General features: G+C 67.2%; 14 protein-coding genes. 13 read left to right on the forward strand and 1 reads right to left on the reverse strand.

Annotation, left to right across the window (positions count from 1 at the left end):
* Positions 1-245 precede the first annotated feature (245 nt).
* The 11 genes from ABZ827_RS00735 (at position 246) to pdxS (ending at position 14,475) form a co-directional block, all read left to right on the forward strand.
* On the forward strand, positions 246-2,555 hold the full coding sequence (locus ABZ827_RS00735) for a SulP family inorganic anion transporter (protein WP_357230781.1): 2,310 nt from the start codon (positions 246-248) through the stop codon (positions 2,553-2,555).
* Positions 2,556-2,807: 252 nt separating this feature from the next.
* The gene (locus ABZ827_RS00740; protein ID WP_357230784.1) at positions 2,808-5,114 is read left to right on the forward strand and encodes a bifunctional SulP family inorganic anion transporter/carbonic anhydrase; all 2,307 of its coding nucleotides are present in this window, start codon (positions 2,808-2,810) and stop codon (positions 5,112-5,114) included.
* A gap of 52 nt (positions 5,115-5,166) precedes the next feature.
* A complete protein-coding gene (locus tag ABZ827_RS00745; protein ID WP_357230787.1) occupies positions 5,167-5,676 on the forward strand; it encodes a TIGR02611 family protein in 510 nt (169 codons plus the stop codon).
* On the forward strand, positions 5,643-6,380 hold the full coding sequence (locus ABZ827_RS00750; protein WP_357230790.1) for a (2Fe-2S)-binding protein: 738 nt from the start codon (positions 5,643-5,645) through the stop codon (positions 6,378-6,380). Before ABZ827_RS00745 ends, ABZ827_RS00750 begins: the two co-directional genes overlap by 34 nt.
* A gap of 213 nt (positions 6,381-6,593) precedes the next feature.
* Positions 6,594-8,666 carry a threonine--tRNA ligase gene (thrS, locus tag ABZ827_RS00755; protein ID WP_357230792.1) on the forward strand — a complete coding sequence of 691 codons (2,073 nt, stop codon included), beginning with the start codon at positions 6,594-6,596 and terminating at the stop codon, positions 8,664-8,666.
* 36 nt (positions 8,667-8,702) lie between these two features.
* Positions 8,703-9,305, forward strand: a complete 603-nt coding sequence (locus ABZ827_RS00760; RefSeq protein WP_357230795.1) for an HIT domain-containing protein — start codon at positions 8,703-8,705, stop codon at positions 9,303-9,305.
* 23 nt (positions 9,306-9,328) lie between these two features.
* A complete protein-coding gene (pgsA, locus tag ABZ827_RS00765) occupies positions 9,329-9,997 on the forward strand; it encodes a phosphatidylinositol phosphate synthase (RefSeq protein ID WP_357230798.1) in 669 nt (222 codons plus the stop codon).
* Positions 9,994-10,965 carry a phosphatidylinositol mannoside acyltransferase gene (locus ABZ827_RS00770; RefSeq protein WP_357230801.1) on the forward strand — a complete coding sequence of 324 codons (972 nt, stop codon included), beginning with the start codon at positions 9,994-9,996 and terminating at the stop codon, positions 10,963-10,965. The genes pgsA and ABZ827_RS00770 overlap by 4 nt, the downstream gene beginning before the upstream one ends.
* Positions 10,962-12,086 carry a glycosyltransferase family 4 protein gene (locus ABZ827_RS00775; RefSeq protein ID WP_357230803.1) on the forward strand — a complete coding sequence of 375 codons (1,125 nt, stop codon included), beginning with the start codon at positions 10,962-10,964 and terminating at the stop codon, positions 12,084-12,086. Before ABZ827_RS00770 ends, ABZ827_RS00775 begins: the two co-directional genes overlap by 4 nt.
* On the forward strand, positions 12,086-13,138 hold the full coding sequence (locus ABZ827_RS00780) for an NUDIX domain-containing protein (protein ID WP_357234337.1): 1,053 nt from the start codon (positions 12,086-12,088) through the stop codon (positions 13,136-13,138). Before ABZ827_RS00775 ends, ABZ827_RS00780 begins: the two co-directional genes overlap by 1 nt.
* A 416-nt stretch (positions 13,139-13,554) precedes the next feature.
* The gene (gene pdxS, locus ABZ827_RS00785) at positions 13,555-14,475 is read left to right on the forward strand and encodes a pyridoxal 5'-phosphate synthase lyase subunit PdxS (protein ID WP_357230806.1); all 921 of its coding nucleotides are present in this window, start codon (positions 13,555-13,557) and stop codon (positions 14,473-14,475) included.
* A 65-nt stretch (positions 14,476-14,540) separates the two neighbouring features.
* On the opposite strand, the gene ABZ827_RS00790 is transcribed toward pdxS, so the two are convergent.
* On the reverse strand, positions 14,541-15,152 hold the full coding sequence (locus tag ABZ827_RS00790; RefSeq protein ID WP_357230809.1) for a hypothetical protein: 612 nt from the start codon (positions 15,150-15,152) through the stop codon (positions 14,541-14,543).
* Positions 15,153-15,247: 95 nt separating this feature from the next.
* On the opposite strand from ABZ827_RS00790, the gene ABZ827_RS00795 reads away from it, so the two are divergent.
* Complete coding sequence (locus tag ABZ827_RS00795; protein ID WP_357230812.1) at positions 15,248-16,066, forward strand: acyl-CoA thioesterase II; 819 nt, start codon at positions 15,248-15,250, stop codon at positions 16,064-16,066.
* Positions 16,067-16,201: 135 nt separating this feature from the next.
* Positions 16,202-16,816 (forward strand): pyridoxal 5'-phosphate synthase glutaminase subunit PdxT, encoded by a 615-nt coding sequence (gene pdxT, locus ABZ827_RS00800; protein ID WP_357234340.1) that lies wholly within the window; start codon positions 16,202-16,204, stop codon positions 16,814-16,816.
* Positions 16,817-16,889: the final 73 nt, after the last annotated feature.

Below are 16,889 nucleotides of genomic sequence, written 5' to 3' on the forward strand. Positions count from 1 at the left end.
TTTCGAATGTGATCCGGGTTCGAAACAGAGCGGAAGTTTTGGTTCCATGCGTTATCAGCAGTAGTGGAGGTGTCTTATCGGGCTTTGATGAGACTTTAACTTCACGTTTTCCAAGCTTTAACAAGCGGCCCGCTGCGGTGTCGAGAACCTACGTCACCGCGAGATGCCGGTTCGCGGTCTGTGCCCACCTGGACATGTTGATCGTCAACCGACCTCGGTCCCTGCCGAGTCGGCGAAGGAGAACAATGGCAACCACCAGCCCGAATTCCCCTGCGTCACAGCTCGGACCGGGCTCGTCCGTGTCGACGGCCGAGCCCGGATTCCGCTTACCCTCCCCGGACCTGAAATCGATCCTGCGTCACGATGTCCCGGCCTCGATCGTGGTCTTCCTCGTCGCGCTACCCCTGTCCATCGGTATCGCGATCGCCTCCGGCGCCCCCGTGGCCGCCGGGCTCATCGCCGCCGTCATCGGCGGTATCGTGGGCGGTGTACTCGGCGGCTCGGCACTGCAGGTGAGCGGCCCCGCGGCCGGTCTCACCGTGATCGTGGCCGAATCGATTCATCAATTCGGCTGGCGTATAACATGTTTCATCGTCGTTGCCGCCGGTGTGTTGCAGATCCTGTTCGGCTTGAGCCGGATCGCCCGGGCAGCTCTCGCGGTGGCGCCGGTGGTGGTGCACGCCATGCTCGCGGGTATCGGGATCACCATCGCGCTCCAGCAGGTTCATATTCTGCTCGGTGGTGAATCCAGCAGCGCCGCCTGGGAGAACATCACCGAACTGGCGGGCCGGCTCGGCTCCGCGAACGGTCCCGCGGCGTTCCTCGGGGTGATCGTCATCGTCATCATGCTGGGCTGGAATCACCTGCCCCAGCGCGTCAAGGTGGTGCCCGGGGCGCTGGTGGCGATCGTGGTGGCGACCGGGCTTTCGACGGTGTTCTCGCTGAATGTCCAGCGGGTCGCCCTGGACGGTTCGCTGTTCGATGCGATCGGGCTTCCCGAACTGCCGCACGGTGATTGGGCCGCCGTGGTGATGATGGTCCTGACCGTCGCGCTCATCACCAGTGTGCAGAGTCTGCTGTCGGCCGTCGCGATCGACAAGATGCACACCGGGCCGCGGACGGACTTCGATCGCGAGATGATCGGCCTGGGGTCGGCGAACGTACTGTGCGGCCTCCTCGGCGGGCTGCCCGTCGCCGGCGTTATCGTGCGCAGCTCCACCAACGTGGCCGCGGGTGCGCGCAGCCGCGCTTCGGCGGTCCTGCACGGTGTGTGGGTACTGGTGTTCTCGGTGGCCCTGGTATCGCTGGTGGAGCAGATTCCGCTGGCCGCGCTGGCGGGCCTGTTGATCGTGATCGGTGTGCAGCTGGTGAAGATGGCGCATATCCGGCTCGCGCACCGGACCGGTGATCTGCTCGTCTATGTGGTCACCCTGGCCGCGGTGGTGTTCCTGAACCTGCTGGAAGGGGTGCTGATCGGCCTGGCGCTGGCCTTCGCACTGCTGGTCTGGCGGGTCGTGCGGGTAGCGGTGACGGCGGAACAGATCGGCGGCACCGATCGCTGGCTGGTCCGGATCGACGGCTCCTGTACTTTTCTCGCCCTGCCGAAACTCTCCACCACGTTCGCTGAGATCCCGCAGGGAGCCGCGGTGACGGTGGATCTCACCGTGGACTTCCTCGACCATGCCGCGTACGACGCCATCACCGATTGGGCTCGGCAGCACGAGAGCAACGGCGGCACTGTGGATTTCGTGGAAATCGGCGCCTCCCGGATGGCGCGGGCGCAGGACGCTCCGCCCTCGCGGAGTATGGGCCGGGTTTCGCTCGACGATGTGCTCGGCCCGTGGCGGGTCGACCGCGAGGGCACGGCGAACGGATCGGGTGACAACGGTGATCCGCTGGTCAGCGGGATCGCCGCCTATCACCGCAGTCATGCGCATCTGGTGCGGTCGCATCTGGACCAACTGCGTCACCGGCAGGATCCGGATTCGTTCTTCTTGACCTGTTCGGATTCGCGGATCGTGCCCAATGTGATCACCAACAGTGGTCCGGGGGATCTGTTCACGGTCCGCAATGTGGGCAATCTGGTGCCCGAGCAGGGTGATGCTTCGGTGGAGGCGGCGCTGGTCTTCGCGCTCGAGAAGCTCGATGTTCGCTCGGTGGTGGTGTGCGGGCACTCGTCCTGCGGGGCGATGGGCGCTCTGCATTCCGGTGAATCCGCCGGCCCCGGAATCGATCGGTGGCTGGAATACGGGCAGCCGAGTCTGGAGCGTTATCGGGCCGGGCATGTGGTGGGGCGGGCCGCGGAGGCGGCCGGTTTCGGCCCGGTGGAGCAGTTGAGCATGGTGAATATCGCGGTTCAGCTGGAGAACCTGGGCCGGCATCCGTCGGTCCGCCGGGCGATCGAGGAGCGGGGGCTCAGTGTTTCGGGACTGTTCTTCGATATCGCCAGTGCTCGGCTGATTCAGGTGGGTGTGGAAGGAATCGCTCCCATCGAGGACTCGGACGAATTGCTGGCGCAGTTGCAGCGGGCACCGGCGTCGGCGGGGACGGTATGAGTCGGCCCAGGCGCGATGTTTTTTCGGCCACTGTGCGGGTGGTTCTGCGCCGCGTGCGTATCGCCAGCGATGGGGGGTGCCCTCTCAGGCTTTGATAAGTCTTTACCCTTACTATGGCCAAGGTTTAGAACTCGGCCCGTTGCCGTGCCGAGTGCCAACTTCACCGCGAGATGCCGGTTCGCGGTCTGTGCCCAAACGGACATATTGATCGTCGACCGACCTCGGCTGCGGCCGAGTCGGCGAAGGAGAACGATGGCAACACAAAGTACGAATTCCCCCGTGTCAGAAACTGGTTCGGGCTCGGACGGGCGTAAGCCCGCTGAGTCCGGGCCCAGAACCATCCCGACCTGGCTGACCTCGATATTGCGTCACGACGTACCGGCCTCGATCGTGGTCTTCCTGGTCGCGTTGCCGCTTTCACTCGGTATCGCAATCGCCTCCGGCGCCCCCGTGGCCGCCGGGCTCATCGCCGCCGTGATCGGCGGTATCGTCGCCGGCGCGCTCGGCGGCTCCGCCCTCCAGGTGAGCGGTCCGGCCGCGGGGCTCACCGTGATCGTCGCCGAATCGATCAGCCAATTCGGCTGGCGGGTCACCGGATTCATCGTCGTAGCGGCCGGGATCCTGCAGATTCTGTTCGGCTTGAGCCGGATCGCCAGGGCAGCACTGGCGGTGGCACCGGTAGTGGTGCACGCCATGCTCGCCGGAATCGGTATCACGATCGCACTGCAGCAGTTGCACGTACTGCTGGGTGGCGAATCCAACAGCACCGCGTGGACCAACATCACCGAACTGCCCGCCCAGCTGATCTCGTTGCACGGGCCCGCCGCCTTGCTCGGCGTGATCGTCATCGCCATCATGCTCGGCTGGAAGTACCTCCCCGAGCGGGTCAAGGTCGTGCCCGGTGCGCTGGCCGCGATCGTCGTGGCCACCGTGCTGTCACTGGTGCTCTCGCTCGATGTCAAGCGGGTCGCCCTGGACGGTTCGCTGTTCGACGCGATCGGGCTGCCCGAGCTGCCTCGCAGCGATTGGGCCGGGGTCGTGGTGATGATCCTGACCTTCGCCCTCATCGCCAGCGTGGAGAGCCTGCTGTCGGCCGTCGCGATCGACAAGATGCACACCGGGCCGCGCGCCGATTTCGACCGTGAAATGCTCGGCCAGGGGTCGGCGAACGTACTGTCCGGCCTGCTCGGCGGCCTGCCCGTCACCGGCGTTATCGTGCGCAGCTCCACCAATGTCGCGGCCGGCGCGCGCAGCCGCGCCTCGGCCGTACTGCACGGTGTGTGGGTACTGGTGTTCTCGGTCGCCCTGGTGTCGCTGGTACAGCAGATCCCGCTCGCCGCGCTGGCCGGCCTGTTGATCGTCATCGGTGTGCAGCTGGTGAAGATGGCGCATATCCGGCTCGCGCACCGGACCGGTGACCTGCTCGTCTATGTCGTCACCCTGACCGCGGTGGTGTTCCTGAACCTGCTCGAGGGCGTGCTCATCGGCCTGGCGCTGGCCTTCGCACTGCTGGTCTGGCGGGTCGTGCGGGTCGCGATCACCGCCGAACCGCTCGGCGGCACCGATCGCTGGCTGGTTCAGGTCGACGGATCGTGCACGTTCCTGTCGCTGCCGAAACTGTCGTCCACCTTCGCGAAGGTCCCGCAGGGCACCGCGGTGACGGTGGAGATGACGGTCGATTTCCTCGACCATGCCGCGTACGACGCCATCACCGACTGGGCCCGGCAGCACGAGAGCAACGGCGGCACTGTCGATTTCGTCGAGATCGGCGAGGCGCGGATGGCCCGGGCGGAGGCGGCGCCGCCGTCACGCAGTCTGGGCCGGGTGGTGCTCGACGATGTGCTCGGCCCGTGGCGGGTCGACCGCGAGGGCACAGCGAACGGATCGGGTGACAACGGTGATCCGCTGGTCAGCGGGATCGCCGCCTACCACCGCGGCAATGCGCATCTGATGCGGCCGCATCTGGACGAGCTCCGTGACGGACAAGACCCCGATTCTTTCTTCCTGACGTGCTCGGATTCGCGGATCGTGCCCAATGTGATCACCAACAGTGGTCCGGGGGACCTGTTCACGGTCCGCAATGTGGGCAATCTGGTGCCCGAGCAGGGTGATGCCTCGGTGGAGGCGGCGCTGGTCTTCGCGCTCGAGAAGCTCAATGTTCGCTCGGTGGTGGTGTGCGGTCACTCGTCCTGCGGGGCGATGGGCGCTCTGCATTCCGGTGAATCCGCCGGCCCCGGAATCGATCGGTGGCTGGAATACGGGCAGCCGAGTCTGGAGCGTTATCGGGCCGGGCATGTGGTGGGGCGGGCCGCGGAGGCGGCCGGTTTCGGCCCGGTGGAGCAGTTGAGCATGGTGAATATCGCGGTTCAGCTGGAGAATCTGCGGCGGCATCCGTCGGTCCAGCGCGCTGTCGACGAACGTGGCGTCACGGTCTCGGGTCTGTTCTTCGATATCGCCAGCGCACGGCTCATCGAGGTGGGTGTCGAGGGGATCATCGAGGACTCGGACGAACTGCTGGCGCGATTGCCGCAGGAACCGGCGTCGGCCGGGACTGTCTGAAGGCGGTACCGGCGGCCGGGACGTGGGGGGCTCGGCCTCGTAGTCTGGGTTCGTGGAGAAAAGTTCCGATGCTGTCGTGGATTCAGGCGCTGCGGGCACTGACGCCGAGCCGGAAAAGGGTGCCGAGTCCGGGGTGGGGGCTGAAGCCGAGACGAAACGGCACGGCCCGGCGTTCTGGCGCGCCTTCCGCGACCGGATCGCCGGGCGGCCTACCCTCGAGCTCGTCTACCGGGTCGGGGTGGCTGTGGTCGGCACCGTGGTTCTGGTGGTCGGGATCATCACCATCCCGTTCCCCGGACCCGGATGGGCTCTGGTGTTCGCCGGGATCGGCATCCTCGCCACCGAATTCGCGGTGGCGAGGCATGCCCTGGTCTGGCTGCGGGACAAGTACCGGCGCGGTATGGCCTGGTACATCTCCCGCGGTCTGCTGATGCAGGTGCTGGCGTTCCTGGCGACCTGCGCGGTGGTCGTGGCGACCCTGTGGGTGCTCGGAACGTTCGGATTGGTCGGCGACTGGATCGGAGTCGAATGGCAGTGGTTGCACAGTCCACTGATGTCGTGAACACCGCGCGGGGACCGATGCTGACGGACGAATCGTGGCTGGCGGCCCGGTTCGCCGAGCTCACCGCGTCCTGGCGGATCGAGTCGATGCGGGTGGGCGCCACGCTGTGGTGGTGTATGACCGCTTCGGCGCTGGTGGAGCAGGTGGTGCGGGCACTGGCTCGTGAGATACCGATACCGGCGCCCACGCTGGACCGGCTGGCTATGTCCTTACGCCCCGATGGCTCGGTCGAAAAGGTCCGGATCCTCGATACCGACGGCAACGGCAACGGCGTGACAGGGCGGTCGGCGGGCGATCGCCGGCCCGGCTCGCGCGACCCGGGCACACAGGTGTCCGCGCGTGACCGAGCCCCACAGGCGCACGAGGTCTCCGAGGCACTTCGGGAGGCCCTGGCGGTCGTGATCGATCGAATAAGCGCCGTCTCCGGCGTGCGGAAACCGGCGCTGTGGGCGGTGGTCACCGATGTGATCGCCAGCTGGGCGGTCGATGCGGGAGCGCCGCAGGTCGGGCAGCGGCTGGCCGCGGAAATGGGGGGAACAGTGCCCGCACCCCGGTTCGTCGAGATCTCGGGTCGTACCTTTGTGCGGCGCGCCTCCTGCTGCCTCATCTATGAAGCGCCGGGATGCGAGAAATGTGTCAGCTGCCCCAAGCGACCTCCCGCCGAACGCGAAGCGCTGCTCGCGGACTACGCCCGGCGCGGGTGATACCCGGGCGCGGCCCGGGGGCCGTGCCGCGCCCGGTCCATCGACACGCGTCCGGGTGTGTCCCGATAGCATGGTCGCGGCCGGGCTCTGCCCGGTGACCGACCGACGGCCCGAGCCGTCACCGAACCGGGGCGTGCCGGAGTGCAGCAGGCCGCCCGAAGCCGCAGCGAGCCGGAGCGAAAGCCGGCCGCGAAACCCGAGGAGAGCGCCGCCGTGACCACCACAGCCCCCCGCAGCCCAGCCACCCCCGTCCGGGTGCCTGCCGGGACTACGGCGGGCGCCGCGGTACGGGAGGCGGGCCTGCCGACCAAAGGCCCGGATACCGTCGTCGTCGTCCGGGACGCCGCGGGCGATCTGAAAGACCTCTCCTGGACCCCCGACCTCGATACCGAGGTCGTCCCGGTCGCCGCGAACACCGCGGACGGCCGCAGTGTGATCCGGCATTCGGCGGCACATGTGCTGGCCCAGGCCGTACAGCAGGAGTTCCCGGAGGCGGTGCTGGGGATCGGCCCGCCGATCAAGGACGGCTTCTATTACGACTTCCGGGTCGACCGGCCGTTCACTCCCGAGGATCTGGCCAAGCTGGAGAGCCGGATGAAGAAGATCGTGAAGGGTGCGCAGCGGTTCTCGCGCCGGGTCGTCGAGGTGGATCAGGCGCGGGTCGAACTGGCCAAGGAGCCGTTCAAACTCGAGTTGATCGGGGACAAATCCGGGATCGACGATCCGGAGATCATGGAGGTCGGCGGTAACGAGCTGACCATCTACGACAACCTCGATCCGCGCACCGGCGAAAAAGTGTGGGGCGACCTGTGCCGGGGTCCGCATATTCCCACCACCAAGTTCATCCCGGCTTTCAAACTCACCCGCAGTTCCGCCGCGTACTGGCGCGGTGACCAGAATCGCGAGGGTCTGCAGCGGATCTACGGCACCGCTTGGGAATCGACCGAGGCGCAGGACGAATACCTGCACCTGCTCGCGGAGGCGGAGAAGCGCGACCACCGCAAACTGGGTCTGGAACTCGATCTGTTCTCGTTCCCGGACGAACTGGGGTCGGGGCTGCCGGTGTTCCACCCCAAGGGCGGCATCATCCGCAAGGAGATGGAGGATTACTCGCGCCAGCAGCATGTGGAGGCGGGCTACGAGTTCGTCACCACTCCGCATATCACCAAGGCGCACCTGTTCGAGACCTCCAAGCACCTGGAGTGGTACGCCGACGGTATGTATCCGCCCATGCACCTGGATGCCGAACTCAACGATGACGGCACCGTGCGCAAGCCCGGGCAGGACTACTACCTCAAGCCGATGAACTGCCCGATGCACAACCTGATCTACCGGTCGCGTGGCCGGTCGTATCGGGAACTGCCGCTGCGCCTGTTCGAATTCGGTTCGGTATACCGCTACGAGAAGTCCGGTGTGGTGCACGGCCTGACCCGCGCCCGCGGTTTCACCCAGGACGACGCGCATATCTACTGCACCCAGGAGCAGGTGGTCGAGGAACTGACCGGCACCCTGCGGTTCGTGCTCGACCTGCTGAAGGCCTACGGCCTGGAAGATTTCTACCTGGAACTGTCGACCAAGGACCCGGAGAAGTACGTCGGCTCCGACGATCTGTGGGACGAAGCGACCGAGACTCTGCGTCAGGTGGGGGAGGCCTCCGGCCTGGAACTCGTGCCGGATCCGGGTGGTGCCGCGTTCTACGGTCCCAAGATCTCCGTGCAGACCCGGGATGCGCTGGGCCGCAACTGGCAGATGTCGACCATTCAGCTGGACTTCTTCGAACCGGGCCTGTTCGACCTGGAGTACACCGCCTCCGACGGCACCAAGAAACAGCCGGTGATGATCCACCGGGCGCTGTTCGGGTCGATCGAACGCTTCTTCGGGGTGCTCACCGAGCATTACGCGGGCGCGTTCCCGGCCTGGCTGGCGCCGGTGCAGGTGGTCGGTATCCCGGTCGCCGAAACCTTCGTCGAGCACCTCGACGGCGTGATATCCCAGCTTCGGGCCGCCGGCGTCCGCGCCGAGGTGGACCGCAGTGACGACCGGATGCAGAAGAAGATCTTCAACCAGACCGCGCAGAAGGTGCCGTTCATGCTGCTGGCCGGTGCGCGGGATGCGGAAGCGGGTGCGGTGAGTTTCCGCTTCCGCGACGGCACACAGGTCAACGGGGTGCCGGTGGCCGATGCGGTAAAGGTGGTCGTGGACTGGGTTCGCCGCCGGGACAACACCTCTCCCACTGTGGAATCGGTGCGGCCCCTGGTGGACGGCGCGGGCGGTGCGCCGGAGTGATACCGGGTCCGCCCGGGTGGGGAAAGGGTATGGAATATGAGTGAGCGCACGGTGCCGGACGGTCTGACCGGGTCGGACGAAACCGGTACGGCCGCGGCGGCCGGCGAGATCGTGGACCGTGGTGCGGGCGAACCGGATCGGTTGCAGCGGTTGTGGACGCCGTACCGGATGTCCTATATCGCGGAAGCCGCCACCTCGGCGCCCAAGAGCACGACCGGCCATCCGTTCACCGATATCCCCACGATGTCCGATGAGGACGGCCTGGTGGTCGCTCGCGGCGAGCAGGTGTACGCGGTGCTGAACCTGTACCCGTACAACCCCGGGCACATGATGGTGGTGCCCTATCGGCGGGTCGCGAACCTGGAGGACCTCACCGCCGCGGAGTCCGCCGAACTGATGGAGTTCACCCAGCGCGCCATCCGGACGATGAAGAAGGTATCGCGGCCGCACGGCTTCAATGTGGGGCTCAACCTGGGCGGAGTCGCGGGCGGATCACTGGCCGACCACCTGCACCAGCACATCGTCCCGCGCTGGGGTGGGGACGCGAATTTCATCACCGTGATCGGCGGCGCGAAGGTCATGCCACAGTTGCTGCGGGAAACACGGGCCCTGCTGGCGTCGGCCTGGGAGGAGGCATAGATGAGCAGGAGCTGGGGGCGTAGGTGCTGAGCATCTTCGGCCGGGCGACCTTCGCCAAGGCCACCGCGCCGCTCGGTAGAGCGCTTGTCGGTACCGGGCTCACCCCGGACGCCGTCACTCTGATCGGAACCGCCGCCTCGATCGCCGCCGCCGTCACGCTGTTCCCCAGTGGGCATCTGTTCTGGGGGACCATGGTGATCTGGCTGTTCGTCATGTTCGACATGCTCGACGGGGCGATGGCCCGGGCGCGGGGTGGCGGTACCCGCTACGGTGCCGTTCTCGACGCCACCTGCGATCGGGTCGCCGACGGCGCGATCTTCGGCGGACTGGCCTGGTGGGCGGTGTATCACGAGCAGAGCAAACCCCTGTTCGTCGTCACGCTGGTGGTCCTGGTGACCTCGCAGGTCATCTCGTACGCGAAGGCCCGTGCCGAGGCCAGCGGGCTGTCCGCCGACGGCGGGATCATCGAGCGTCCGGACCGGTTGGTGATCGCGCTCGTCGGCACCGGGCTCACCGGTCTCGGTGGGTACTGGGGAATCGAGTGGCTCACCTGGGCAGTCCATGTGGCGATGTGGATTCTGGCGGTGCTCAGTATCGTGACCGTCGCCCAGCGGGTACTGGCGGTGCGGAACTCGCCCGGTGCGCGCGAGATCCTCGGGACACCGCATTCGGGAACGGAGCAGCCGTCATGAGCGGGTGGCGGGCCGCGGTGAGCGACCGCGGTTATGCCGCGGGCTGGCGGCTGGTGCGGGCGCTACCGGATTCGGTGGCACGGGGGTTGTTCGATCGCGGCGCCGATCTCGCGGCCCGCAAGGGCGGCCCGGCGCAGTTGCGGCGCAACCTGGCCCGCGTGATCGGAACATCGCCCGAAGCGGTGCCCGACGATCTGATCCGGGCGAGTATGCGGTCCTATGCGCGCTACTGGCGGGAAGCGTTCCGGCTGCCGGCCATGGATCATCGCGAGCTGTCGGATTCCGGGCGTATCGATGTACGGGGGCTCGAGCACGTCGACGCCGCACTGGACCGGGGCCGCGGAATCGTCTTCGTCCTGCCGCATTCGGGGAACTGGGATATGGCCGGGACCTGGCTGGTGCAGAACTACGGAACGTTCACCACCGTCGCCGAACGGCTGAAACCGGAATCGCTGTTCGAACGGTTCGTGGCCTACCGGGAAAGCCTCGGTTTCGAGGTGTTCCCGCTGACCGGCGGCGAACAGCCACCGCTCACCGTGCTGGCCGAACGACTGCGGGAGAACAAAATCGTCTGTCTGATGGGGGAGCGGGACCTGACCGGTCGCGGAATCCCGGTGACTTTCTTCGGCGAACGCACCTGGATGCCGGCGGGTGCGGCGAAACTCGCCATCGAAACCGGTGCCGCGCTCTTACCGGTGCACGTCTGGTTCACCGTCGACGACACCGGCCGCGAGGGCTGGCGGGTGGACGTCCGGGTACCACTGGACGTGTCCGGCGGAGTGGCCGCCGCGACCCAGGCCCTGGCCGATAGTTTCGCTGCCGGTATCGCCGAGCACCCCGCCGATTGGCATATGTTGCAGCCACTGTGGGAAACGGATCTGTCCGAAGCCCGGCTGGACCGGATCGCCGCCGAACAGTCCCGGCGCGGTGCACAGTCGATCGATGCCGGTGGAGACCGCGCCGTATGAAAATCGGGATGGTCTGTCCCTACTCGTTCGACGTACCGGGTGGCGTACAGGCGCATGTGGTGGAACTGGCGCAGGTATTCCGGGAACGCGGCCACCGGGTGAGCGTGCTGGCGCCCGCGTCGGACGGTACCGAGCTTCCCGATTTCGTGGTCTCGGCCGGACGCGCCGTCGCGATCCCGTACAACGGTTCGGTGGCCCGGCTGTCCTTCGGCCCGACGGCCTACACCCGGATCCGGAAATGGATCGAGGGCAACGATTTCGATGTCCTGCACATCCACGAACCCAATGCCCCGAGCCTGTCCATGCTGGCGTTGAAGATCGCCGAAGGGCCGATTGTTGCCACCTTCCACACCTCCACCACGAAATCCCTGGTCCTGTCCACATTCCAGGGTGTGCTGCGGCCCTATCACGAGAAGATCAGCGGTCGTATCGCGGTATCGGAGCTGGCCCGGCGCTGGCAGGTCGAAGCGCTGGGCTCGGACGCGGTGGAGATCCCCAACGGTGTCGATGTGCAGGCGTTCAGCCGCGCACCGCTGCTACCCGGCTATCCGAGACGCGGCGGGACGGTCCTGTTCCTGGGCCGTTACGACGAACCCCGCAAAGGTATGCAGGTGCTCCTGGGTGCGCTCCCCTCCCTGGTCGCCCGCCACCCCGACGTGGAGGTGCTGATCGTCGGCCGCGGCGACGAGGACCGGTTGCGCCGGGAAGCCGGACCGCTGGCCCGGCATCTGCGGTTCCTCGGCCAGGTCTCGGATACCGAGAAAGCATCGGCGATGCGCAGCGCCGACGTCTACGTCGCGCCGAACCTCGGCGGGGAAAGTTTCGGCATCATCCTGATCGAGGCGATGGCCGCCGGGACCGCCGTCGTCGCCAGTGAACTGGACGCGTTCCGGCGCGTACTACGCGACGGAGCGGCCGGTGTCCTGATCCCGACCGGCGATTCGGAGGCTCTGGCCGACGCGCTGGACGGTTTGCTCACCGATGACGATCGCCGAGCGGATCTGGTGCGGACCGCGACACGGGTGGTCGGGTCCTACGACTGGCCGGTGGTGGCCGAACAGATCCTGCGGGTATACGAAACCGTGGCGGTCGGCGAGCTGCGGGTCCGGGTGGCCGGATGATCACGTTCTCCGCGACCACCGTCCTTGTTCTCGCCCTGGTCGCCGCGCTCGTGGTGGCACTGGGTGTGTGGGCGTACTCCACGGCGAATCGGCTGGACCGGCTGCATGTCCGTACCGACCTCGCCTGGCACGCGCTCGATGCGGCGCTGGCCCGCCGCGCGGTGGTCGCCCGGGCGGTCGCGGTCTCACTGGGGCGGCCCGGCCCACCCGGCTCCGAACCGCTTCCGGGCGAGCTGACGCGCCGCCTCACTGTTCTCGCCGACCGAGCCGAACGCACCGGCCGCGACGACCGGGAAACGGTGGAGAACCAGCTGGCCGCCACCCTGTCGGCCGTCGATATCGCGCGCCTGCCAACCCAGCAGGTGGCCGAACTCGCCGACGCCGAAGCCCGGGTGCTGATCGCCCGCCGATTCCACAACGACGCGGTCCGCGACACGCTGGCTCTGCGCACGCGCCGCCCGGTGCGCTGGCTCCGGCTGGGCGGTACGGCGCCCATGCCCACCTATTTCGAGATCGCGGAACGGGCGACCCCCGCCGCGGTGACCGGGCTGGACGTCGACACGACCCGGGTCTCGGCCCGCATCGCGATCCTGGACGAACAAGACCGGATCCTGCTGATCCGGGGCCACGACCCGATGCTCCCGGAGGTGTCGTTCTGGTTCACGGTCGGCGGGGGTGTCGAACCGGGCGAAAGCCTGCGTGCGGCGGCGGTCCGCGAACTCTACGAGGAAACGGGCCTTACCGCCGACCCGGCCGCACTCCGCGGCCCGATCTGGCGGCGGGTGGCGATGTTCCCGTTCAACGGCGACCTGATCCGCTCGGAGGAACTCTTCTTCGCGCTGCGGGTCCCCGAATTCGAGCCCGAACCGGCCGACCTGACGTACCTGGAACAGCGCTCGATCACGGGCAACCGCTGGTGCGGGCCGGACGATATCCGTGCGCTGGATGCGGCAGGGGAGACGGTCTACCCGTATCAGCTGGACGAACTTCTGGGGGAAGCGGCGCGGGCGGCGGATGGGGAGAACGACCCTGAGGTCCGGTCGATTCGGTAGCTGGGGCGTGGGCCGGGGCTTGTGGCCTTCGCCTGCTGTGACCGGCTTCACTGGCATGTTAAGGTCGCACACGGTTTGGCACACCGTGGATGTGTCGATTCGGTGTGTGGAGGTGAATACGTGTCTTATATCTTGTTCGATTACCTGCTGCCGATTCTCGGGCCCAGCGCCGCCGAGTATTGGGCGAAGCTGTTGGTGATCAACCCGGTCTGAGTCGGAATTCCAAGCCCCGCCGGGCCGGTGTCGCACCGGCCCGGCGGTGTTTTTTTCCCGGTCCAGTCGGGGTGGGGCGAGCGCATAACGCCAGGTGGTGATCAGTCCAGTGGGCTCCGACTGGATATGAAGCCGGTTTTGCCGTCCACCTAGAATCGTGGTGTTCATCGACTATTTCCGCCGCACCGGACACAGGAGCTGCCGTGACCACGCCCGAGACCACCCAGACCACCGAAGTGACCCGCGAGGCCGGTACCGCCCGCGTGAAGCGCGGTATGGCCGAGATGCTCAAGGGTGGGGTGATCATGGATGTGGTCACTCCGGAGCAGGCCAAGATCGCTGAGGATGCCGGTGCTGTCGCGGTGATGGCGCTCGAGCGGGTGCCGGCCGATATTCGCGCGCAGGGGGGCGTGTCGCGGATGAGTGATCCGGACATGATCGACGGGATCATCGAGGCTGTTTCGATTCCGGTGATGGCGAAGGCGCGGATCGGGCATTTCGTGGAGGCCCAGGTGTTGCAGAGCCTGGGTGTCGATTACATCGACGAATCCGAGGTGCTGACTCCCGCGGATTACGCCAATCACATCGATAAGTGGCGTTTCACCGTGCCTTTTGTCTGTGGTGCCACCAATCTGGGTGAGGCGTTGCGCCGGATCACCGAGGGTGCGGCGATGATCCGGTCCAAGGGTGAGGCCGGTACCGGTGATGTTTCCAATGCCACGACGCATATGCGGAAGATCCGGCAGGAGATCACCCGGTTGACCTCGTTGCCCGCCGATGAGCTGTTCGTCGCCGCCAAGGAACTGCAGGCGCCCTACGAACTCGTCAAGGAGATCGCCGAGACCGGAAAGCTGCCGGTTGTGCTGTTCACCGCGGGTGGTATCGCTACCCCGGCCGATGCGGCGATGATGATGCAGCTCGGTGCCGAGGGTGTTTTCGTGGGCTCGGGGATTTTCAAGTCCGGTAATCCCGAGCAGCGGGCGAGCGCGATCGTGAAGGCCACCACCTTCTACGACGACCCCGATGTGCTGGCGAAGGTGTCGCGCGGTCTGGGGGAGGCGATGGTCGGTATCAACGTCGAGGACATTGCCCAGCCGCACCGGCTCGCCGAACGCGGCTGGTGATCGCTGCCTGATTCGCCGGCCGGCGTTCACGACGGCTGATGGGGGACCGGCCGCCGGCGATCGGCTCAGATGCCGGTTCGCAGCGCGGGCCGTTCCGGGTGATCCCAGCGCAGGAAGAAATCCGGTTGTTCTGTCCGGTCGCGGTCGTGGGCCAGTAGCGCGGGCACGGTCCACGCATCCGCCGCGGGTGTGCGACGCGCCAGCGCGGATGCGCTCAGATCGAGCCGGACGGTCAGGTCGAAGGGCAGGCCGCGGCCCAGCAGCATCGGACCCGCGACGAACAGGACCGTGCCGGGATCCGCCCGCCGGGTGCGGGCGCGGGCGGACCGGTCGGCGGCCTCGTCCCAGAGCGCGGGTAGCCACCGGCCCTGCTCTCGGAGCGGATCGAGGACTTCCCGGCGTAGCGCCGCGAAGTCGAACCAGCCGGTGCGATAGGCGGATTCGTCACGGCCGAATTCCATCCGTAGCGAGGCGGGCCGGACGAAATCGTGTAACGAGACCAGCTCGGCCGGGCGTCCGCCGGTGCGGACACGGTCGGCGGCCAGCCGAGCGAATTCGAGTGGGTGCGCCGCATCCGCACCGTCGACGGCAGCCAGTTGCCGATCACCGGAGTCGAGCAACCGGCGAGCCACGGTGTCGGCGAGCAGGTCCGGGGTGATCGGTGTGTAGCGCGGCACCGGTTCATCACAGCAGGTCCGGTACCCGGTCCGGTGACGGGGATTACCCGCCGGTGGACAATGGCAAATCGGACTGTTCGGGATAATCTCAGCGAATGGCGACTATCGAAGAGGCACTGGAGATCGAACGCCTCGAACGCGATATCTTCCGCGGTGCGTCCACCAAGACCCAGCTCCCGCGCACGTTCGGTGGGCAGGTGGCGGGGCAGGCGCTGGTCGCGGCGGTGCGCACGGTGGAGCCGCGATACCAGGTGCATTCCCTGCACGGATACTTCCTGCGACCCGGGAACCCGGAAGCGCCGACGGTCTACATGGTGGACCGGATCCGGGACGGCCGTTCCTTCTGCACCCGCCGGGTCACCGGCGTGCAGGACGGGGACGCGATATTCACCATGTCCGCCTCGTTCCATATCGGCGACGACGGTCCTTCACATCAGGACGAGATGGCCGATGTGGCGCCGCCCGACGATCTGCCCGACGCCAAGACCTCCATGGATCCGGAGCGGTTGTGGGCGATGCGCGAATGGGAGCACTGGGATATCCGCCCGGTTCCACCGGAACAGGTGACCCAGCGGCCCGGTGTGGTGTCCCCGCAGCAGGTGTGGTTCCGCTACCGGCATCCGCTGCCCGACGATCCGCTGTTCCATGTGTGCACGCTCGCCTATATGAGCGATATGACGCTGCTCGGTTCGTCGAAGGTCACCCACCCCGACGAGCCCACGCAGAATGCCTCGCTGGACCACGCGATGTGGTTCCTGCGCCCGTTTCGCACCGATGACTGGCTGCTGTACGACCAGTCGTCGCCCTCGGCCGGGTTCGGCCGTGCGCTCACCGGCGGGAAGATCTTCGATCGCCAGGGCCGGCTGGTCGCCGCGGTGGTGCAGGAGGGGCTGATCCGTACCCTGCGGAACTGATCGGGCGCTGATCACGTGAGGTGAGACGTAGCGGTCCGGCGTGACCACGCGCACACCGGACCGGCTCGTAAGCTCGCACGCGTGAACAAATCCGCGGTTTCCCAGGATGTGGCGGCCACCGGGCCCGATAGCGATATCGCCGTCCCCGGCGGCCGGCCCACCATCGGTGTACTGGCCCTGCAGGGCGATGTCCGCGAGCATGTGGCCGTGCTGAACGGCCTCGGCGCCGACCCGGTCCTGGTGCGCCGGCCGGCCGAACTCGCCGCGGTGGACGCGCTGGTGCTGCCCGGTGGCGAATCGACCACGATCAGCAAACTGCTGGAGGTGTTCGAACTGCTCGAGCCGCTGCGTAAACGCCTGCGTGAGGGGATGCCTGCCTTCGGGTCGTGTGCCGGGATGATCCTGCTGGCCGACGAGGTACTGGATACCCGTCCCGATGCCCGGCACCTGTCCGGTATCGATATGACCGTGCGCCGCAACGCCTTCGGGCGCCAGGTGGATTCGTTCGAGACCGATCTGGAATTCGCCGGCGTGGCCGGCGGGCCGATGCGCGCGGTGTTCATCCGCGCGCCGTGGGTGGAACGGGCCGGCGATGGGGTCGAGGTGCTGGCCCGGGTGCCCAGCGGGCCGGCCGCGGGCCGGATCGTGGCGGTACGCCAGGGCGATGTCGTGGCGACCTCGTTCCATCCCGAGGTCACCGGTGATCATCGCGTGCATCGCATGTTCGTCGATCTGGTCCGCGACCGCTGAACTGCTCGCGGATCCACTGTGCGAGTAGGGTGGCGGAATTGTCCGCTCGACCAGCCGGTAGCGTGGACCAGCA

This window comes from Nocardia sp. NPDC019395 (assembly GCF_040632335.1).
Lineage (GTDB): Bacteria > Actinomycetota > Actinomycetes > Mycobacteriales > Mycobacteriaceae > Nocardia.

What these genes read in the sequence shown, in the direction of transcription:
- ABZ827_RS00735 (WP_357230781.1), top strand. Translation starts at nt 246, where the DNA reads ATGGCAACCACCAGCCCGAATTCCCCTGCGTCACAGCTCGGACCGGGC.
- ABZ827_RS00760 (WP_357230795.1), top strand. Translation starts at nt 8,703, where the DNA reads ATGAGTGAGCGCACGGTGCCGGACGGTCTGACCGGGTCGGACGAAACC.
- ABZ827_RS00750 (WP_357230790.1), top strand. Translation starts at nt 5,643, where the DNA reads ATGGCAGTGGTTGCACAGTCCACTGATGTCGTGAACACCGCGCGGGGA.
- ABZ827_RS00775 (WP_357230803.1), top strand. Translation starts at nt 10,962, where the DNA reads ATGAAAATCGGGATGGTCTGTCCCTACTCGTTCGACGTACCGGGTGGC.
- ABZ827_RS00795 (WP_357230812.1), top strand. Translation starts at nt 15,248, where the DNA reads ATGGCGACTATCGAAGAGGCACTGGAGATCGAACGCCTCGAACGCGAT.
- ABZ827_RS00770 (WP_357230801.1), top strand. Translation starts at nt 9,994, where the DNA reads ATGAGCGGGTGGCGGGCCGCGGTGAGCGACCGCGGTTATGCCGCGGGC.
- ABZ827_RS00740 (WP_357230784.1), top strand. Translation starts at nt 2,808, where the DNA reads ATGGCAACACAAAGTACGAATTCCCCCGTGTCAGAAACTGGTTCGGGC.